The organism is Niallia circulans NBRC 13626 (assembly GCF_001591585.1).
GTDB lineage: Bacteria > Bacillota > Bacilli > Bacillales > Cytobacillaceae > Niallia > Niallia circulans.
Window position 1 is genome coordinate 157800 of the sequence record NZ_BCVE01000008.1, and the last position, 20712, is coordinate 178511.

21 protein-coding genes and 1 pseudogene are annotated in these 20712 nt (G+C 33.4%); 6 read left to right on the top strand and 16 right to left on the bottom strand.

Annotated features, from left to right (window positions below):
- The first annotated feature begins 411 nt into the window (after positions 1–411).
- The gene (locus BCI01S_RS12410; RefSeq protein ID WP_061798960.1) at positions 412–1458 is read left to right on the top strand and encodes a M42 family metallopeptidase; all 1047 of its coding nucleotides are present in this window, start codon (positions 412–414) and stop codon (positions 1456–1458) included.
- A gap of 154 nt (positions 1459–1612) precedes the next feature.
- Here the strand turns inward: BCI01S_RS12410 and BCI01S_RS12415 are convergent, their stop codons facing one another.
- The 7 genes from BCI01S_RS12415 to BCI01S_RS12445 all read right to left on the bottom strand — a co-directional run bounded on the left by BCI01S_RS12415 (position 1613) and on the right by BCI01S_RS12445 (position 7870).
- A complete protein-coding gene (locus BCI01S_RS12415; protein ID WP_061798962.1) occupies positions 1613–2152 on the bottom strand; it encodes a M15 family metallopeptidase in 540 nt (179 codons plus the stop codon).
- 56 nt (positions 2153–2208) lie between these two features.
- Positions 2209–5349, bottom strand: a complete 3141-nt coding sequence (locus BCI01S_RS12420) for an AAA family ATPase (protein ID WP_061798963.1) — start codon at positions 5347–5349, stop codon at positions 2209–2211.
- Positions 5346–6491 carry an exonuclease SbcCD subunit D gene (locus BCI01S_RS12425; RefSeq protein ID WP_047943488.1) on the bottom strand — a complete coding sequence of 382 codons (1146 nt, stop codon included), beginning with the start codon at positions 6489–6491 and terminating at the stop codon, positions 5346–5348. The genes BCI01S_RS12420 and BCI01S_RS12425 overlap by 4 nt, the downstream gene beginning before the upstream one ends.
- 231 nt (positions 6492–6722) lie before the next feature.
- Positions 6723–6923: a cold-shock protein gene (locus BCI01S_RS12430; RefSeq protein WP_031537602.1), complete on the bottom strand. Its 201-nt coding sequence runs from the start codon at positions 6921–6923 to the stop codon at positions 6723–6725.
- Positions 6924–7153: 230 nt separating this feature from the next.
- Positions 7154–7291 (bottom strand): YvrJ family protein, encoded by a 138-nt coding sequence (locus tag BCI01S_RS12435; protein ID WP_047943487.1) that lies wholly within the window; start codon positions 7289–7291, stop codon positions 7154–7156.
- Between the two features lie 93 nt (positions 7292–7384).
- Positions 7385–7600, bottom strand: a complete 216-nt coding sequence (locus tag BCI01S_RS12440; RefSeq protein WP_047943486.1) for a DUF2922 domain-containing protein — start codon at positions 7598–7600, stop codon at positions 7385–7387.
- A gap of 42 nt (positions 7601–7642) precedes the next feature.
- Positions 7643–7870, bottom strand: coding sequence for a DUF1659 domain-containing protein (locus BCI01S_RS12445; RefSeq protein WP_047943485.1), 228 nt, complete (start codon positions 7868–7870; stop codon positions 7643–7645).
- Positions 7871–8040: 170 nt separating this feature from the next.
- Here BCI01S_RS12445 and BCI01S_RS12450 point away from each other — a divergent pair, with 170 nt between their 5' ends.
- Complete coding sequence (locus BCI01S_RS12450; RefSeq protein ID WP_047943484.1) at positions 8041–8304, top strand: phage holin family protein; 264 nt, start codon at positions 8041–8043, stop codon at positions 8302–8304.
- Positions 8305–8486: 182 nt separating this feature from the next.
- Positions 8487–9026, top strand: a complete 540-nt coding sequence (locus BCI01S_RS12455; RefSeq protein ID WP_061798965.1) for a histidine phosphatase family protein — start codon at positions 8487–8489, stop codon at positions 9024–9026.
- A 211-nt stretch (positions 9027–9237) separates the two neighbouring features.
- Here the strand turns inward: BCI01S_RS12455 and BCI01S_RS12460 are convergent, their stop codons facing one another.
- The 3 genes from BCI01S_RS12460 to BCI01S_RS12470 all read right to left on the bottom strand — a co-directional run bounded on the left by BCI01S_RS12460 (position 9238) and on the right by BCI01S_RS12470 (position 11128).
- Complete coding sequence (locus BCI01S_RS12460) at positions 9238–9711, bottom strand: CcdC family protein (RefSeq protein WP_047943482.1); 474 nt, start codon at positions 9709–9711, stop codon at positions 9238–9240.
- 149 nt (positions 9712–9860) lie between these two features.
- The gene (locus BCI01S_RS12465; protein ID WP_047943481.1) at positions 9861–10220 is read right to left on the bottom strand and encodes a response regulator; all 360 of its coding nucleotides are present in this window, start codon (positions 10218–10220) and stop codon (positions 9861–9863) included.
- A 203-nt stretch (positions 10221–10423) separates the two neighbouring features.
- The gene (locus BCI01S_RS12470) at positions 10424–11128 is read right to left on the bottom strand and encodes a cytochrome c biogenesis CcdA family protein (RefSeq protein WP_047943480.1); all 705 of its coding nucleotides are present in this window, start codon (positions 11126–11128) and stop codon (positions 10424–10426) included.
- Positions 11129–11298: 170 nt separating this feature from the next.
- Here BCI01S_RS12470 and BCI01S_RS12475 point away from each other — a divergent pair, with 170 nt between their 5' ends.
- On the top strand, positions 11299–11499 hold the full coding sequence (locus tag BCI01S_RS12475; RefSeq protein ID WP_047943479.1) for an aspartyl-phosphate phosphatase Spo0E family protein: 201 nt from the start codon (positions 11299–11301) through the stop codon (positions 11497–11499).
- 86 nt (positions 11500–11585) lie between these two features.
- Here BCI01S_RS12475 and BCI01S_RS12480 read toward each other — a convergent pair whose 3' ends face one another.
- Together BCI01S_RS12480 and BCI01S_RS12485 are read right to left on the bottom strand one after the other, a co-directional pair.
- On the bottom strand, positions 11586–13397 hold the full coding sequence (locus BCI01S_RS12480; protein WP_061798967.1) for an ABC transporter ATP-binding protein: 1812 nt from the start codon (positions 13395–13397) through the stop codon (positions 11586–11588).
- Positions 13390–15144, bottom strand: coding sequence for an ABC transporter ATP-binding protein (locus BCI01S_RS12485; RefSeq protein ID WP_047943477.1), 1755 nt, complete (start codon positions 15142–15144; stop codon positions 13390–13392). Before BCI01S_RS12485 ends, BCI01S_RS12480 begins: the two co-directional genes overlap by 8 nt.
- Before the next feature lie 521 nt (positions 15145–15665).
- Between BCI01S_RS12485 and BCI01S_RS12490 the strand changes: the two are divergent.
- Positions 15666–16123 (top strand): annotated as a pseudogene (locus tag BCI01S_RS12490) (GNAT family N-acetyltransferase).
- A 696-nt stretch (positions 16124–16819) separates the two neighbouring features.
- Here BCI01S_RS12490 and BCI01S_RS12495 read toward each other — a convergent pair.
- Positions 16820–17041 carry a hypothetical protein gene (locus tag BCI01S_RS12495; protein WP_053215739.1) on the bottom strand — a complete coding sequence of 74 codons (222 nt, stop codon included), beginning with the start codon at positions 17039–17041 and terminating at the stop codon, positions 16820–16822.
- Positions 17042–17470: 429 nt separating this feature from the next.
- Positions 17471–17782, bottom strand: a complete 312-nt coding sequence (locus BCI01S_RS12500) for a hypothetical protein (protein WP_047943476.1) — start codon at positions 17780–17782, stop codon at positions 17471–17473.
- A 112-nt stretch (positions 17783–17894) separates the two neighbouring features.
- Here BCI01S_RS12500 and BCI01S_RS12505 point away from each other — a divergent pair, with 112 nt between their 5' ends.
- The gene (locus BCI01S_RS12505) at positions 17895–18881 is read left to right on the top strand and encodes a hypothetical protein (protein ID WP_047943475.1); all 987 of its coding nucleotides are present in this window, start codon (positions 17895–17897) and stop codon (positions 18879–18881) included.
- Positions 18882–19029: 148 nt separating this feature from the next.
- Here the strand turns inward: BCI01S_RS12505 and BCI01S_RS12510 are convergent.
- Both BCI01S_RS12510 and BCI01S_RS12520 read right to left on the bottom strand, forming a co-directional pair.
- Positions 19030–20150 (bottom strand): IS3 family transposase gene (locus BCI01S_RS12510; RefSeq protein ID WP_235844494.1). Its coding sequence is split into 2 segments (ribosomal slippage): positions 19030–19889 and positions 19889–20150, totalling 1122 coding nucleotides; the frame shifts between segments, so codons are not numbered across the junction.
- Between the two features lie 307 nt (positions 20151–20457).
- Positions 20458–20676, bottom strand: a complete 219-nt coding sequence (locus BCI01S_RS12520) for a YneF family protein (RefSeq protein ID WP_016205025.1) — start codon at positions 20674–20676, stop codon at positions 20458–20460.
- Positions 20677–20712 lie beyond the last annotated feature (36 nt).

Here is a 20712-nt window from a genome sequence, read left to right on the forward strand (position 1 = left end):
CCTTATCTACATATGATACTGCTCTTCCTTTTGTTCATCTCTTTATGAAGTAGCAGATGATGAAATGACGTAATCCATTATAACACATCATTTTTATAATGGTCATTTCTTTTTCTTCCTATTAATGTAAATTTTCATTAATTGGATTTCAAATCAACCCCATCTTACATTAAATGAATGAATATTGCCAGCGATATCTATATTTATACGAAAAAAAGAAAGAAAAGCACATGTTTTGTGTTTTTTCGACAAGAATGTATATTAACATTTCTTTTATAAAAAGAAAATGGTAAATACTCACAACTCTTTCTTACTACCCTAAGATTAAGTCAGTTAAACAGCGGATAAGCATATTTAATCTTTCTATTATTAATAGTATAATGATTAGGATATTAAAAGGAGGAATTCTACTTGGTACAAATTAATCAAAAAGAGTATTTCGATTTATTAGAGCAAATATTGAATGTTACAAGTCCTTCAGGTAACACAGAAACCATTATTCAATTAATGGAAAAATACTTACATAGCGCAAATATTTCAACTTATCGAAATAATAAAGGGGGATTAATTGCAACTATTCCAGGCAAAATCTCAGAAAAGCAGCGGATGCTGACTGCCCATGTTGATACACTTGGTGCTATGGTAAAAGAAATTAAAGCAAATGGTCGACTTCGCTTAGATTTAATTGGCGGATTTACGTATAACAGCATTGAAGGAGAAAATTGTGTAATTGAAACTTCTTCTGGCAAGACATATACAGGCACTATTCTCCTTCATCAAGCATCTGTTCATGTATATAAGGAAGCAAGAACTGCTGAGCGTAATCAAGCCAATATGGAAGTTAGAATTGATGAAATCGTAAAAAACCAAGAAGACGTAAAAAAACTAGGCATTTCTGTTGGCGATTTTGTTTCTTTTTATCCACGTGTGGAGATTACCCCATCTGGATTCATTAAATCAAGGCATTTAGATGATAAAGCTAGTGTGGCAATTCTGTTATTACTAATGAAAAAAATGACAGAGAATAATATCGAACTTCCGTATACAACTAATTTCCTTCTTTCCAATAATGAGGAAATTGGCTATGGAGGCAATTCCAATATTCCAACCGAAACAATCGAATATATGGCTGTTGATATGGGAGCAATGGGAGACGGACAATCTACAGACGAATATACTGTCTCCATCTGTGTGAAAGATGGTAGCGGACCATATCATTATGCCTTACGAAAACGTCTTGTTCAATTAGCTGAAAAACACGAGGTTCCCTATCAACTAGATATTTATCCATATTATGGATCAGATGCATCTGCAGCAATACGATCTGGTCATGATATTAAACATGCATTAATCGGACCAGGTATCGATTCCTCTCATGCATACGAACGTACTCACTTTTCGTCTATTAAGGCAACAGGTCAATTGATTTATCATTATCTGTTAAGTGATTTAGTCTAATTTTCTATCCAACTATCAATGGGCTGTAAGACGTTTACGTTATGAGATTGTAAGGCGTCCAGATAGATAGCAGTAGTGCAACTATCCATACATAGTGGTTTCTTAATAGAAAAAAGAGGATGACATCTTTTATTATGAGTCACCCTCTTTTTTGTTATTCAGGCCTTTTCCCTTTTTGCAATTCCTCTATTGTTAAACCAAAATCCATTTGTAAATGAGGATAATCTTTAAAGTTTGCCCAATCGCCACCCCATTGAAAACCTAGAGATTTTGCTATTTCTACCACTTCTGACCAATCACTTTTGCCATTACCGTTTCCATCATATTTCATATCCCAAATAACAACTCCATTAATATCCATAAGGGCAAAATCAATAGCTAGTCCATAATTATGATATGACTGTCCCCCCTTTGCATTTGTGACAATAGAACCTTCGCTCGTTCTACCTTGCTCATATAAGCGATCCTGTTCCTCTACACTTCTGAAGTCCTCTGTGATAACTACCCGAATTCCAATATCACCAGCTTTTTTAACAAGAATATCCTTCTTCTCATTTACAACCGGGTTTAATTCAACAGGCATTGGAACATCCCTATAATCAGGCTGGTTTAATTTCCAATATAATAGAAGAATAGAGAAAAAAATCAATATAATAAATAAGCTTCTTCCATGCTTCTTTCTTTTTTTTCTCAAAATACCGCTCCCAGCTTCAAAAGTTATTATTAGGTTTTACACCAAAATGTATTTCTTTATCGTAAATATTCAAATCGCGTAGTACTTCCCGTTTGCCCAGCGATTACCTCGAGCCTGATTTCCATTCGATCTTTCAATTCTGGAACATGGGAAATCACCCCAACTAATCGACCTGAATTTTGAATGTCCATCAATGTTTCAATTGCTTGATCCAAGGATTCTGGGTCTAATGTACCGAAACCTTCGTCAATAAACATTGTTTCAAGGGAAATACCGCCAGCAAAGTTTTGCACAACATCACACAATCCTAATGCTAGGGCTAGTGAAGCTTTAAAACTTTCTCCGCCTGACAGTGTTTTTACATGTCTTTCTTGACCAGTATATTGGTCAAATACGAGTAACTCTAAACCACTTTGGACATTTCCTTTTGATCGGTCACTCTTGCGGACAAGCTGATATCGACCGCTCGTCATTTTATTTAACCTGCTATTTGCTTGAAGCAATATTTCATCCAGGAAAGAAGCTAGTACATAGCGTTCAAAAGTAATTCGCTGAGCATTTTGTCCTCGGGAAATATCATATAAGTGGCCGACAAGTTTATACTGATTTTCTAGATCCTTTACTTGTCGATTTATTTCAATCACCTGATTATATATTTCTTTATTTTCTTTCTGCTTTATTAACATATTTGTATGTTCTTCCTGCAATTTATCTGCTTCTTCAATAATTGTCTTAAGTTTGTTTTGAAGATCTTCCGTGTTCGGAATGGTAATATCTTTAAGCGTCTCTTCTAAATCCCTTAATCGATCGGAAACAGACCGACATTCTTCTCGGTAAGCTTGGACTGATGCTTTTAACTTTTCCACTTCCTTTTCCAACAATTTACTATCTGAATAAGAGCGATAGGTTGGAAATCCTTGCTTTGTCATGCTTTCTAAAAAAATCTCTCTTTCTGTCTGCAAGCTATCAGTTAGCTGTTTGATTTGTTTTTGTACGCTTTCAAACCGAACGGATTCTTTTTGCCAATTTTCTTTCGTCATCTGTACTTTTTCTTGCGCTAACTTAAATTGAGCTTCTAACTTCTCTAACTGAAGCGAACTTTCCTTCCATACTGTTTTATACTGTGATAGAACACGCAGTTCAGCTGGAATGACATCTTTCATATTTTTCCATGTCGTATTATGTTCCGTATATTGGATAGTAGTATCTCGCATCGCTACTGCAATTTTTTCAAGCTCAGATTGCAATTCCTGATACTCGCGCTCAGCACTAACAAGAGATTGTTCCATCTTATCTCTTTCTGTCAATTGTTCCTCAAGTCTCTTCTGTTCGGTCTCAATTCTGTGAAGTTCGCTTTTAATCGTATTTACTGCTATCGTACTCTCTTCATTAGTAAAAGCTGGGTAAACATCTTTCACTTTCATTAGCTTATTTTGGGCATCTTCCGCTAATAATTTCCATTGCGTATTTGCTTCAAGCCAAGCCGCTTCTGCTTTTGCTTTTTCCTTTTCTATTGCTTCAAAATCCTTTTTCGCATTCTTACGGTCTTCCTCCGTCGCATTATCATCGTGATTCCTATTTATTGCCGGATCAGGATGATGAACACTTCCACATACCGGACAAGCCTCATCTTGCTTTAAGCTGCTCGCTAAAATAGATGATTGATTAATAAGCCATTTTTTTTCTAGCTCTTCTACTAATCCTTTTGCATCTTCTACTCTTCTTAATGTATTATCTAGCAATTTTTTCTTTGCTTCTGCATCTTCCTTTTGTCTCATCCCGCGATTAAGTACTTCTAAATAATCATTCATTTTCTCTAAAATAGATTGTAAATTCCGAAGCTTGTCTTTGTTTTCTAGCAGCATTTCCTTTATCCCGTCTAACTGCTTTAAACGTTCTTTCATATTTTGTATCCTTACTTCTTTCTCTTTTCGTTGAGTTTGAAGTAATTTTTCCTTGTCACCTATACTATCTAAATCTTTTTTTATCGTTCTTAGTTTTCCTTCTACTTCCGCGAAACGAAAGACATCCTTCTCCATATTTTTTAAATCGACAAGATAGTCAGCTAACTGTTTACGTTCTACTTCTTTGTCAACCTCTTGTTTAAGTTGTTTTTCTGCCTCCGTTAATTGAATATTAAGCTTTTCCAAGTTGAATTGAATTGTTTTCTCTTCCAAATTTCTGTCATCGATTTGTTTTTTTAAATGGTGGCAAATTTCTTCCTGCTGGGCAAGAAGTGCTGCTTTTTGCGCCTTATTAATTTTATTTTCTTTTTCTGTATATTCCTTCTGTTGACTATTTAGTTCATTTAAACGAGCAGCAAGCTCTTCTTTAAGCTTTATTTGTTTTAATATAGATTCCGCTTCATATAAATGTTGCTTCAAACTATCTCGTTCTTTGTTTTTTCGGTCCAATTTTTTCTGTATTTTTTCTATCTCTGCTCCCATTAATACAATTTCCTGTTCTAACAGGGGAAGAATCGCCACATCATTTTCTCGATCTGATTCCAATTGAGTGATGAGATCCTGATGATAAACTGCCGTTATTTTCGATAAAGCATTAGTACGTAACAGGACTTTTTGTTCCACTTCTTTTTTTAGTGCTTGTGCTTGTTCCCTTAATTTCTCTTCAATCCGCTTATACATTTCCGTATGGAATAATCTCTGTAATATATTTTCTTTTTCTTTGCTATCGGAAGTAAGTAATCTACGAAATTCTCCTTGCGGGATCATGAGAATTTGCCGAAACTGATTGCTGTCAATTTGCATAATCTCCCTAACTTTTTCATCGACATCACGGATAGAGGAGGCAACAAGTTGTTCATTTCCCTCTGCATCAAACGTATATAATTCTGCCTTAGCACCGATAGTTGTATATCCATCTCCTCTTTCCTTTTTCTTCTCTTGCTGAGGTGATCTTGTAATTAAATATCGCTTTTCTTTTAACTTAAATTCAAAACTGACTTCTGTTAACAAGGAGTCTTCAGCAAACTGGCTTCTTAATTCTGGACCATTGCGGTCTTCTCCACTTGCTTTCCCGTATATCGCATAACTAATTCCGTCAAAAATCGTTGTTTTCCCAGATCCAGTTTTTCCAGAAATAACAAACATAGTACGATTTCCTAAAACAGTAAAATCAATGACTTCTTTTCGTGCATATGGTCCAAATGCTTGCATCGTTAGCTTTAACGGTCTCATTTAGCACCCTCCTCTCTTAGAACCTGATTAATAACCGAAGTCATCCATTCCTGTTTTTCTTGCGTAAAATCAGCTGTTGTCATTTCTTCATAAAAAGAAGCAAATAACTCTAGTTCGTTTTTTTGAACTTCTTTTTGAACTTGTAAAATACTCTTTTCTTTCCGGTCTTTGTTTTCTATTTTTCTTTCTAAATGAAGGACATTCGGATAGACTTGTCGTAATTTTTGTATCGGATCAAGTATTGCCCCTTCATCAAGTAATGTAATTTTTAGATAATCATCTACTTTTTGCTGCTGATAATAGGAAACGTCTAGCAATTCTTCTAAGTGGCCTTCTAATTCTCGCATATCTCTTTTCGGCATAAGCGTTTGATAATTTTGCGTGAAATTCCCTTTTTCATCTATTTCAATAATAGATACTGACTTCTTTTGGTTTGCCTCGGAAAAAGAGTATTTCATTAGTGATCCTGAGTACTTTACAGTTGGATGATGAATAGCATCTGGACTATGTAAATGTCCCAATGCTGTATAAGAGAAGGGCGCAAATAATTCCGCACCGACACATCCAGATCCGCCTACAGATAATATTCTCTCAGAATCTGTTGTTTTTCCGCCAAGTACAAAACTATGCCCTATGAATACATTTGGCTCATTTACATTTAAATTACTTTCAATCTTGCCGATGATTGCTTTCATAGCATCATGATGATTAAGGATAGTATCGTCCGCTAATAATTTTCTTACCACTACTGGCTCACAGTATGGCACTAAATAAAAATTCACTCCTGAAAATGAAATCGGAATAAAGCTATTTTCTATTTTACCGTTTAAATAAAAACGATTCTTCTGATACCAAGAGCTACCAAAAGATAATCTTTCTGCACTATCATGATTACCGGAAATAGCAAGAATCGGAGTATTTAACTCGACATTAATAAAATATAATACTTCATCCAATAGATTCACTGCATCAGTCGGAGGAATCGAGCGATCATATAAATCACCAGCAATAATAACTGCATCTGGTTTTTCTTTCTCCACTAGTTCCATAAATTGTGCTAGCATAAATCTTTGGTCCTCTGTCATGTATAAACCATGCACTAATTTTCCTAAATGCCAATCGGCTGTATGAATAAATTTCATTACATTCACCTCTATGTTTGAAAAAACTACTTACACTTTTTTTGTATATTCATTATAAATAAAAGAATATATTCTTTTATTATAACAAACTATGAAAAGATGAGGATGTGGGAGAAGGAGTAAATCAATTATTTCTATAAAAGGAGTCATTATTCGTTTGACAGATTATCAAAAGAAAAAGGCCAAACCAATTTTTTGGTCTGACCTTTTATATATGAAGAATAGCTATCCTTATATTTTAGTAACGTTAGCTGCTTGAGGTCCACGAGCACCTTCAACAACTTCAAATGATACGTCTTGGCCTTCTTCTAGAGATTTAAAGCCTTCTACTTGAATCGCTGAGTAGTGTACAAATACGTCATTACCATCTTCAGCTTCAATGAATCCAAACCCTTTTTCTGCATTAAACCATTTTACTTTACCGTTTTTCATGTAAAAAAATCCTCCTAAAAAAGCTTGCTAGCTTCATCTTTAAATTACCATTTTCACGCATAAGCATTTGGCTATTAATCTCTCATTTTAAGTTGTTGATTGAATAAATAACATACTAAATACGTCAATAACGGTTAATGTAAATTTAACATTTTTAACTATTATTGTCAATAGAAAACCCTTTCATTTTTCGGATAATTATAATTTCTGGTCATTTTTTAAGCGATTTACTACTTTTTGATTAATTCTGGTAAACTCTGAATAGATTTTATCATTATATCTAGCTTTGTTTCGATACGATTCAGCAGATAAAAGCTGATAACTATCGGAAACCCTACTTGGCTTATAAATGATATAACCTCATCCACTCTGAACGCCTCCCAATAAAGTTACCTATTACGTTTTAGGTGTATCAATTATTCCCAGCGTAATAGGTAAACTGTTAACTTGCTATTTATACGTTAAATTTCATAATCTGTAATCTTTCTTTCCACTAGTCGAATTCCTTTTACCGCCGTTAAATCACCGTTATTTGAAGTAAAAACTTTGGATGCAATAATACTTTGCATGACAGATAATATTTCTTCAGACTTAACTGGTTCAATCGGACTTTCAAGGGATAATTTTGAACTTTTACCATTATTCGTTTCAAATGTTATCTCTAGTGTTTTTGCCATTATGATTTCTCCTTTCTATTTTTTTCTCTAATGTGTAAATCACTAAGCTTCTACTTCTACAATTTCTGAAATATCATTTCGTTCAACTGAATATAAAGAATAGGTCACTAATGATGCCAGTCCTTGTGCAGCTGCGTAAATTTGTTCTGGAGTAGCTGTTTCATTTAAATTTCTAAACGTCTTTATTACAAGATTCGGATCCCCATTTTCTTTCATCCCATTTAGAAAAGCCAACTTTAAACTTGCTTCATTCCAAAGTGCCTGTGCCATTGCCTCTCACCTCCTTTCAACTATTACATAGAGAGAAAAAGACAAAAAGGACAGTTGTTTTTTTACAAGCATGCTAATAGTACTTTCTGAAATGAGAATGGTTATGTAAACAATCAGATTTTCTCATCATTGCATATGATAATCATGTAAAATAAAGGAGGGAAGATACTTTGGAATGGTTACAGGGTTTTCTACTAGAACATTATTATATATTAGTACCTGTCCTATGGATTATTGGCTATGCGCTTAAACAAACCCCCATTATCTCTGATTGGTTGATCATTTGGATTCTTCTTCTAACCTCCATTTCCTTAGCTGCTTTTGCTTATGGAATGACATTTGAAGCTATAACAAATGGAATTATCGCAACAGGCGTATCTGTATTTGGACACCAGCTTGTAAAACAGACGATTTTTAAGGATAAATCCAAATAGTAATGATGACAAATTAAAGTAGGACTGCTCGATGAAGGATCTATCACGATAAGAGTCGATTTCCTTTTGGCTACTGCAAAAGAATAATCGACTCTATCATTTAAATTTTTGAATCGTTGAATCCACTTATTGTGTTATAAAAAATTAATATAAATTTACATATTATAATTGGAGTGGTCTAGTTGAAGAAAGTTTATATTATAAGACATTGTGAGGCTGAAGGCCAGCTGTCAGAAGCACACCTTACGGATAAAGGATTTAAACAAGCAATAGAAATATCTAATTTTTTTGCTAAAATTAATATCGACCGTATTATTTCGAGTCCTTATAAGCGTGCTATTCAATCGATACAGCCACTTGCAACGCGATTAAATCTGGAGATAGAGATTAATAGAAAATTAACAGAGCGTGTATTAAGCACTGAAAGTCTTTCTGACTGGTTAGATAAATTAAAAGCAACATTTGAAGATATTGAGTTAACATTTAAAGGTGGAGAGTCCAGTCAGGAAGCAATGAAACGAATAGTAAATATTGTAGAAGACGTTTTTAACAGTGAATCTGAAAATACACTTATTGTTACACATGGGAATCTAATGTCATTACTTTTAAATTTTTATAATAAAAATTTCGGGTTTGAGGATTGGCAAAATCTTAGTAATCCTGACATATACCTTTTAAAAAATGTCGGTAATAAAGTAATTTATGAACGTTTATGGAAATAAAAAATAGCATAAGTTCAGGTAGATTATGAATCTTATCATCTGCTTTTGATTAGCCCAAAACCGCGACAAATGTAAGAAACTTGCTGCTGTCTATTAATTCAATCACCTTTATTATTTCTAATCTTTGTATATGTATTGACCTCTTTCTCCATCTCTTTTAGCTAAAAAACTAGCTGGATATGTAATCATCCAGCTAGTTTTTGTGTGTATGTTAATTAGTTGTACTTAAATTCTTTGTTAATTTTTTATAGTTAATAAACATGGCAATTCTCCATGGAACAATCATACAAAAAGCAAGCATCCAAAACATGCCTCCTAATGGGCCAACATCGATGGAACTACTTAGAATAAACTTGGCCACAATTCTAATTGCTAAAAGTCCAAATAATATATAGATAAATGCTTTTGAATTAATTAAATATATATCATTATCTTTTATTTCAAATTTTGTTGTTTTAATTAATAAAAAAGAAAACAAGATTCCAGCAATGGCTGCTTCTAAAATTTCTTGTCCACTAATACGAAAGTATGGAAAAATAAACATTAAAGCTCCAGTACTCATAAAAAAAGGCGGCAATATAATTTTCTTTGGTGAAACTGGCTTTTTAGCCGCTTTCATTCTCATAACCATAAAAAAGACGCCCATAAACACTGCGATACATGTTGAAATTATGACAGAAGTCATAGAAAAACCCCTTTACTAACCTTTTATCAATGCTTTAGAATACTTTTAATCTTACCATTAAGATAAGTACGCTGTCTATTTATATAAATAGACACAAAGAAAAACGGATACGATTATATCATATCCTCTAAAAGCATTTACTATATTTGTTATTTTAAAACTCGATTTATTGCATCTAATACTCGGGTATCATCAAAAGGCTTCACAATAAAATCCTTCGCACCAGCTTCAATTGCTTCTACCACCATTTTTTGCTGGCCCATTGCTGAACACATAATAATTTTTGCCTGGGGAAATTCTTTCTTAATTTCTTTAACTGCGTCTAATCCGTTCATCTCTGGCATTGTAATATCCATTGTGACCAAATCTGGATCCAATTCACGGTATAATCTTATTGCTTCCTTCCCGTTTTCCCCTTCTCCAACAACTTCATGATTCGCTCTAGTTAAAATGTTTGAGAGTGTTAATCTCATAAACTTTGCATCATCCACAATCAATATTCGAGCCATCTTACTTCCTCCTCAACAACCGAAAACACCATATCTAATAGGTAAATAAATTAATAATACCTATCCAATATAGCGAATCTTTATCATAATTTCAATGTATTTCGGCATTATTCTTTACAAATCATGGGATAAAATTATGTAATTCATCCTATTATAAATATCATACTATTGTGCTTATAGAGTATTATAGCGTGGAAAAATGATTAAAAACCTTGAAAATCACCAAAAATTGGTGAGATAACACGTGTTAACCATTTCATTCCGTCTACAAACAATAATATTCCCATCACAATCATAAAAAATCCGCCAATTTTCGTCCACTGCACACTATACTTTTTAAGCATATTCCAATGAGAAATAAAAAAGGATAAAAAAATAAATGGGAGTGCAAATCCGATAATATATGCACCTAAATAAAGTAAGCTTGTTTCTGGATGCAGGCTTGCTAAAGATAGAACTGCTGCTAGAATCGGTCCGTTGCAGGGAGTCCACCCTGCCGCAAAACTTAATCCAATCAAAATAGATCCTAGATAACCAGTTGGTCTTGTCTTAAAAGAAAACCGATATTCTTTCATTAACCATTTAGGCTTTATTAATCCAATGATAGTAAGACCAAAGAATATGATGATAAGTGAACCAATTTTTCTTATCTCTTCTTGATATACTTTAAAATATTCTCCGATCAAGGAGGAACCAAAACCAAGGGCGATAAAAATAATCGAAAACCCTAAAAGAAATAGAATTGTATGTAGAAAACTAGCATTATTAAGTATTTTCCCCTCTTTTAACTCCCCGCTAGACATTCCGGTAATATAGGATAAATAGGCAGGATATAATGGTAAACAGCATGGAGAAATAAAACTCAAAAAACCTGCGCCTAATGCAATAAAAAAATTTATATCTACCACTATTTATCTCTCCTCTCTCCAATTCCTATAACTATATGCTTGTACAGTCTATTTATGTATCTTTGCGATATTTTTGCATTTACTTCCAAAAATAGATATAATTAAGTAAATTAATTTCCACTATTAACATTTATTAAATAACAGAATTTAGACGGAAAGGAAAATTAACCATGCTAAAAAAGCAATTGCTTACTCAAATTGAATTAAAGCGTACAGAGCTTATTGAGATTGCTATGAAACATGGTTTTTCATCTTCCTCAGCCATTATATGCAGTCAAGAATTAGATGTATTACTAAATAAATATAATGAAATAAATCTCAAAAATGAGTTTCCTGCTTTCCGAGAATCAAAAAAACAATGGAATATGTAAAAGAGAAAGAAACAAAAAAACCGAAGTTCATTGCTAAATTAGCGAACTTCGGTTTAATTTTGTACTGCTAAAGCGAAACCAAATATCTATGTTAGTTCCACTTTATCTTCTACTGTCTCTTCAATAGAATCGGCAGCTCCATTTTGTAGTAGATACATTTTATAATACAATCCTTTTTGTTGCAGAAGTTGTTGATGGTTACCCTTTTCCACAATGTTTCCTTTGTGAAGCACTAAGATTAAATCTGCATCTTGAATGGTAGAAAGGCGATGAGCGATGGCGATGGTTGTTCTGCCTTTACGCATTTTCGATAATGCAAGTTGAATAGCTTCTTCCGTTTCTGTATCAATATTGGCTGTTGCTTCATCCAATATTAGTACTTTCGGATTTGTCAAAATGGTTCTCGCAAATGCAATAAGCTGGCGCTGTCCACTTGAAAAAGCAGAACCTCTTTCTACCACTTTATGATTATATTGATCTTCTAGCTTTTCAATGAATTGATTAGCTTGCACAAACTTAGCTGCTTCGATAACTTCTTTCTCCGTTACTTCCTTATTATATAAACGAATATTATCTGTTACTGTTCCATAAAATAGGAATGGATCTTGAAGTACTAACCCCATTTTTTCCCTAAGTTCTCTTTTACTGAAAGACTTTAATGATTTGCCGTCAATCAGAATTTCCCCTTTTCCAAAATCGTAAAACCGCATAAGTAGATTGACAATAGAACTCTTTCCACTTCCTGTATGTCCTACTAATGCAACAGTTTCCCCTTCTTTAGCCGTAAATGAAATGTTTTTCAACACATCTTGTTTCCCATCATAAGAAAAGGTGACATCCTTAAATTCTATCACACCATTTTCAATTTTATTTTTGCTATCAGAAACGAGAGTTGGCTCCATATCTTCTTCATCTAATACGGTAAATACGCGAAAGGCAGATACAATTGCTTGTTGATAAAGTGATAGGCGCATCATCATATTATTGACTGGTTCAAAAAAACGATCTAAATAACTTACAAAGGCATATAATACCCCAATTTCAATCGGATTGTTAAAAGAAGATATTCCAAAATAGCTTAAAACAAGAATAAGCCCAAGTACGTAAACAAGGTCAATGGCAGGTCTGAGGAGTAACCCTTCTAACTTGATATTACGCATTCCTGCTTGATAGTGCTTAGTATTAATATCATCGAACTCATTTTTCAATCTTCTTTCTTGTCTAAATACTTGGATTATATTCATTCCTTGTAAAGATTCACTAAGTTTTGCATTTAATTGGCTTAATCGTTCTCTTATATCTTGGTAGAAGCTTGAGCTATATTTCCGATACGTATAAATAATAAATCCTAAGATTGGCAGTAAAATTAAACAGATTGCCCCAAGCTTAACATTCAAAACAAACATAGCAATAATAATACCGAAAATCATAAATCCGCTTTGAATAAAAGTCGCAAGGACACTGACAAACATATCTTTAATTGCTTCTGTATCATTTGTTACTCTGGAGACGATACTTCCAGCGGGTATTTTGTCAAAATAGCGGAGTCCAAGTGTATGAATCTTCGAAAATATATCAACTCTAAGCTGTTGAATAATATATAAAGCAATTTCTTGAAACTTATATAATTGAAAATACATAATGACTACATTCATTATTTGGATAAAAATATAGGTAATTCCCAAAACAGTTAATGGCTGAACCACTAAATTTCTTGGTGTTAAGTAATCATCTATAAAGACTTTAATTAAGTAGGGTCCTGCTAATTCGCCCAATGTCGATAAAATTAAGAGGCCGAATGCAATCATAACCGCTTTTTTATGTGGTTTTATATAACCTAGTAATCGAAATAATACTTTTCTTTGCTGTTCACTTGTGAGTTTAATTGTTTTATCCATTTGTATCCCCCATGCTTACCATTACTTCTAAAGCCTGGCGATGGTACATTTCTTTATACCAGCCGCTTTCCTTTACAAGCTGTTGATGGTTCCCGCTTTGAATAATTTCCCCTTCATCTAATACGATAATAAGGTCGGCATGTTCAATAGCGCTTAGTCGATGGGAAGTGATAATCGTTGTTTTGCCTTCCCTATTTTCCTTTAGGGCTGTCAAAATATTTTCTTCCGTTTTTGCATCCACTGCTGATAAAGAATCATCCAAAATAAGTATTTCCGGATTCATAAGGAGTGCTCTCGCAATCGAAATACGTTGTTTCTGCCCCCCAGATAAAGATACTCCTCTTTCACCAACTACCGTATTATAACCGTCTGTGAATCCAAGAATATCATCATGAATATTTGCTAATACAGCGGCCTGATGGATTTCTTCCTCTGAAATATTGGGATTAGTAAAGGCAATATTCTCGCGGATACTGGCAGAAAATAGAAAGTGTTCCTGTGGTACATATCCAATGGACACTCGCAATGCATCCAAATCTATTTCTTTTATTTCTGTTCCATTAATCATAATTCTTCCGTCATAATGATCATATTCTCGAAATAACAATTTTAAAAGCGTCGTTTTTCCAGCTCCTGTTTTGCCGACAATCCCTAATGTCTGCCCTCTTTTTAAACAAAAGTGAATATTTTTCAGAACATCGATTTTATGGTTATAAGAGAAAGATTTTAAATCATACACAATATCCCCAGCTGGCGCCGTTGTGATAGCTGTAGGCTTATTGATAATATCGACCTTGGTTTCCAATAATGCCGTAACTCGGTCATATGAAGCTCTCCCTCTCTCCATAATATTAAAAAGCCATCCAAACGCAAGCATTGGCCATATTAACAGACCAAGATAAGTAGTAAAAGAAACGAGCTGTCCTAAACTAAGTTCTCCAGTAATAACATACCGGGATCCAAATACAATTGCCAAAAAGAAAGAAATACTGACAATAATAGATATTGTAGGATCGTATAGGGCATCGACCCTAGCTACTTTAATATTTTTATCAACTACCTCAAGTGAGGACCTGCGAAAGTCTTCGACATCTTCTTTGTCTTGCCCAAAGGTTTTTAGGACTTTTATTCCAGAAATGCTTTCTTGCGTTTTATCATTTAACGATGAAAAAGCAGCCTGGGCTTGATGAAAGTACTTATGTATTAAAGAACCATAATAGCTTGTTAATACAGCCATTAACGGCATTGGCAATAAACATATAAGGGTAAGCTTCCAGCTGATCGTTGTAGCCATTGCAATAATAACAAAGCCACCTGTTGCCAATGAATCTACTAAAGTAAGCACCCCTTGCCCTGCTGTCTGTTGAATCGCCTGTATATCATTTGTTGCATGTGCCATTAAATCTCCAGTACGATTTCGCTGATAGAAAGACTGAGACATTTTTGTAAAATGACTATACAGCTGATTTCTCAATAATCTTCCTAGCTTTACAGCGGACCCGAATATCATTACCCGCCAATAATAACGAAGTACATACATTGCTAATGCCGAAACAATTAAAACGCCTATCCACTGTAATAAATTGCTCCAATTTAACGTTCTGCCTTGAATATGATCAACGACTATCCCAACTATTTTCGGAGGTATCAACTGAAGGATAGCAACTAAAATCAACAGAAAGACCCCACCAAGATAGGATTTCTTCTCCTGTATAAAATACCATTTTAAATTTAAAAAAACTTTCAAACCATACACACCCTCTTATCTATTGGCAACTAAATATGTAAAAATACCCTTCACTAGTTTAGCAAAATATTTAGGAACTGGAAAGAAATTTTATTATATTTTCAAAATATTTAATGGAGTGAAAATATTAGTTCATCTTCCCAGCATTTATTGGTGTTGCTGACATAACACCTCTTATTTTGCTTGAATGGCTTTCTTCTAAATTATTCGCCTCCTTCCCCCTTTGCGAATATACGTTCGTATACATCTTAAGTTTAATATCGTCATAAGTTATCTGTCAACTATAACAGAACTTTCGTTCGAATATTTCGAAACTGATCTACTGAATTTTTTATTTCCCTGACGGAAATTTCAGAATTTATGATATAATTTAAAGGATATTGTTTTAGATTGATTTTTCAAATTGTATAAAAGGGGGCGTTCATTATGATGAATAGAAAATTGATGATAGTTAACAAAATCCAAGGGGAAACGCCTAATTAATAATAGGATGGATTCCCGATTTTGAGAGGGGAAAAGAATTGAATCCTGTAGATGTAAAGCTTGTTAGCTTAAATGAAAATAATTGGTATAGATGTTGTGAATTGAAAGTTTCCGAGGAACAAGAAAAATATATCGAACCAAATGCTATTTCCATCGCCCAGTTCAAGTTTGAACCTACTTTACAACCATATGCCATCTATTTTGCGGAGAAAATAGTAGGTTTCTTAATGTTTAACACTGTAAAAGAGGAACTAGATGGTAAGGATATACAGAATAATGGTTGACAGAGAATAATCAAGGAAAAGGCATTGGCCAAGCAGCTACTCTATTAATGATAGATGAAATGAAGAAACTAGCCACTGTAGAAAAAATTGCCGTTGGCTACCATCCTGAAAATAAATCTGCACATCACTTATATTCCCGTTTAGGTTTTCAAGATTTAGGGAACAGATTCGGCAAAGAAATGGCTGTTATCAAAAATATTGTGATTAAATGAAGGCATAGCTGATATATATGTAATCCCACAGAATTAAAGCCGAACAATTACAAGTTTTTTGTGATTGTTCGGCTTATTTAATCACTTAAAAAGCGCAATTTCCAGCTGCAATAGAGCAAGGCTGTCTTCATTAGGTATCTTTCACATGATTGATGAATCTACTGAACTTTTTGTCATATTTTGCGGTTTCCGGGGAAATGATAAGTTGATTCCATCATGTCTTGTCGTCCTCAGCCTTGAAATTTTGTCTTCTTTTTATTGAATTTTTATCAAAATACAAATAAACCACTTTCTTCATATTTAATCAGAAAAAAGTGGTTTAGAAATTTTGATGAGAATTACCATTTATTTATAAATAATGACAGAATCCTCTCTTATCAAAACAGAAAAATAGGCTTTCTTTAAAGCTTGTCCTATTATTTCCCTTGTTGTTTGTTCATTGCTGTCATCATTTGATTGATTTTCTTTTGAGAAGGTTTCATAAAAAATCAATTATAATCTATAAAAATGTTGATATACCAAGGTTTTATTATCTATTCAATTCTACTAATCTATTATGAAAAATATACCACGATTAATATAGCTTGCCCATAGAGACCTTAAAAAACTGACTAACTTTTATTTATTTTTCTTTTTAACAAGAAATAGACGGTATTGTGATTTTGATAACACCTTCAGAATTTTATTCTCGTGTCCTTAAAAAGCATTCCCTATATCTTTTAACATATTCAATATTAACGGACTGATTTGAATCAATACATAACCTAATCCAACATTCATTATCAAACTCCATCCCTTCTCACTCTTTCCAAGCATAAAAAAGAAACATCCACCTACAATAATTACTGAAGCAACTGAAATAGATAGCGCAACTAGGACATCAACTAACGGATCTAAAGCATGTGCTAGTGCTTCCATTGTAGTATGACCAGCAAACTCAGTAGCTGCATTAACTGGAACAGATGCAGGTCTAGCAGCAAAGGCAGATTTAGCTAATAATAAAAGGATTGAGATGGAAGTGCATACTCGCCTAACTACCTTCCTAAATCACTATTTTCACTACTTTTTTTTGGATGCGTAGTATTTATCTTTTTTGTAATTTCTACTCTTATAGTCGTTAAAAGCGATATTCTCCATTATAATCTTTCCCTTTAAGTAACCCCGATTCAAAATTGAATCCGGCTGATTTCTAATAGTTACTTTTATAATTATAAGTTGACATCTTTTTTTATTAAGTGTCCATATTAACATTTAAAACATACTTTATCCATTGTTTTTATGTTATTTTCAAAACAAAAAGCCCTGAATGGGCTAAAGAGTTAAAATCCCTGTTTTAAATAAAGAGAATTAATAATCTTCTATATCCTCTGCATATGAGCTCTCTTCTTTTTCTACTTTCAACCAATTAATAAGACCCTTTTTACCTGGGTAAGACTCATCAAAATATCTAAGACTTTCTAATAGCTCATGACCCTTTTGGGTTAATCTAGCTGGCTTAAGAGAGAAAAAAGTATCGATTCTTAACACTCGTTCTACATACCCTTCCTTTTCCAAAGTAAAAATGAGATTTTCAAACTCTCTTTGTTTATAACCATAATCTTTAGCAGTGGGTAATGATTTTTCATTAATTTCTCTTAAAATGCTGTATATAAACCTCATTATTAATTTCCCCTCCATTATTATATAATAAAAAAAACATATTAGAATCTACCAATTTATGTTATTATTTGATAGAGAGCTCTTGTTATATAATACCATTTTTGGGGGGGATATGAAGAATAATATCAACAAACTATTATTAATAACAATATCCATTGTATTTTTAACCTTTTCAATTTTAACACCAAGTATATCAGCTGAAACCTATACAAAAGAAATTCAGAACTCTGAAAATTTACAAACCAAAATCACTTACGGATATGCTGATGAAGAAAATTCTTCTTTTATAATCACCGAAGAAATAACAACGCTTTCATTAAAGGAAGCTTTAGATTCATGGATTAAAAGTGGTAACGACAAAAATGCTTCATATGAATTACTACCCTTTGATCCTTCTGAATTAGAAAATATACCAAATATAACTGCTAACTTCCTACCAGAGTATACTTTTTTATTAAATTATACTGCAGAAGATGGAAGCATCCAGCAAATAAAGTACTATATAAAATCTGAAATTGGCGAATATGTCGATTTCTCAGAGAAATTTCAAACTTATGCTGTAGATACAATTTTTGACATTGCTGCATTTTCTATATCTCTAAATGAGTATAAGAAAAACAAGACTTTTTGGAATGGATTTTGGGTAGTTACCGATGCAGCGGCTGTTGTTTTTCCAGGAATCCCTGCCGTAAGTGGCGTAAAGCGAATGATAGAAGGAAGTACTACTGTTCTTAAGCCTGCACTTTCAAAAGGTGTTAGAAGATACAGTAGTCTACAAAAAATTTCCCCACCGAAGAATTACAGAGCTAAAGGCTGGGAAAGACATCATATAATTGAAAAAAGATTTGCTAGTAATCTAAATACAACAAGTGGAAGAATGTTGTCTATTTTTATTTCAAAATATCACTATCACTATCATTATCAAATCACTCAAAAGATGAGAAAGAAAATACCCTACCAATTAGAAAAATCTCGAACTAAAAATCAAATTATGCAAGCTCATATCGATGCTTATGGTGAACTGTGGGCAGAGAGTGGTTTCGCAGACGAATATTGGGAGTTTTTATATAAATTTGCTAAAACTAAGCAATATGATTAATTAATATTTTTAGCTGACTTTAGTAGTGAATAAAATACTAAAGTCAGCCATTTCAATATAAGATAAAAGTCTATTGACGATTAATAAAAGACACTGAAATTCAATTGTCTTAAAAAGTGTATTAAAATCATGGTATGTCAACACAAAATTAGACAACTTTTTTAAGGTGTTTCTGTTTATATTCAATAGGGCTTAAATAACCTAACGTTCCATGAATTCGAATGTAATTAAACCAATTCACATAGTCGTATAATTCCCTTGATAATTCTTCTAAACTAGTAAAATGCCTTTCCTTAATAAACTCTGTTTTGATAATTTTAAATGTTGCTTCTGCCACTGCATTATCATAAGGACAGCCTTTCATGCTTAATGATCGCTTTATATCGAAAGTCTCTAAAGCTTCATCTATTAGCTTATTTTTAAATTCATTTCCTTGATCCGTGTGGAAATATCGAATCTTTCTTAAATCCTTCTTAATGGAAGAAAAGGCGCGATATACGAGTGCTGCATCTTTGTTTGGACCGGTACTTTGTCCAATGATTTCTCGATTAAAGAGATCAACAAATACACATACGTATTGCCACTTTTTATCGACCCTTACGTATGTCCAATCACTAACGACCACTGTCATTTCTTCTTCTTGATGAAAAGCACGATTTAATTCATTTTGTTGCTGGGATTCATTGCACTTCTTTGAATGTGGTTTGAATTGAGCCACAGTATAAGAGGAAACAAGCCCTTGTTCCCGCATAATGCGACCGATTCGGCGTCTAGAAACGATAAATCCTTGTTTTTTTAATTCCACTTTTATCTTACGTGTGCCGTAGTTCTGCCGGCTTAAGTAAAAGATTTCGATGATTTTTGAGGTTATATCATCCTCTGACGCTCTTTCTTTGGCTTCATAATAATAGGTGTTTCTTGAAAGCTGTAGGACTTTACACATTGCTGATATCGAGTATTTGTGTTGGTTATTCTTAATTACATTTACTTTCGTCCTAGTATCGGCGCTGCCTGCTTTAAAATATCATTCTCCATTTCAAGTTGCTTGTTTCTTTTCCGAAGTTCCTGAATTTCCTTTTGTTCGGGTGTTAAATTATCCTTTTCTTGAAAGGAACCGGTAGTTTGATGCTGATTAATCCACTTATCTAAGGAAGATGGGGTTAACTCATATTCCCGAATGATATCCTTTCTTGGTTTTCCGTTCAGATATAGTTGCACCATTTGTTGTTTGAATTCTGCAGTAAATGTTCTACGTGCTCTTTTGGTCATGGTAGATTCTCCCCTTATTGTCTTATTGGTATTCTACTTGACCTTAAAATATCTGTCCAACTAAGTGTAGCCTATCCAGTGATACATATACTCTTTTATTACATCCTCTAATAACACAAAAAACCACCTTCCTATTGGTTTAGTTTCCAACAGAATAGGCGGTTTTTAAATAGTTTCATGACAGATTAACCAAAGTCACTTAAAAACTTCTATGATTGTTTCATCTATCGCTAATAATCAAGTTAAATAATAACAGAATCCTCTCTTATCAAAACAGAAAAATAGGCTTTCTTTAAAGCTTGTCCTATTATTTCCCTTGTTGTTTGTTCATTGCTGTCATCATTTGATTGATTTTCTTTTGAGAAGGTTTCATTCCCATTTGCATCATCATCATTTTTAACATTTGTTCATTAATTGGTGGGTTTTTCTTTAAGTAGTTCATCATGTATTTACGCGCAATAAAAAATCCGATAACGATACCGGCGATTAGTGCTACGACAATACTTAACCAAGCGTACCAAGGCATATCTTTTTTCCTCCTTCATGTTGTCTATACTTTAGT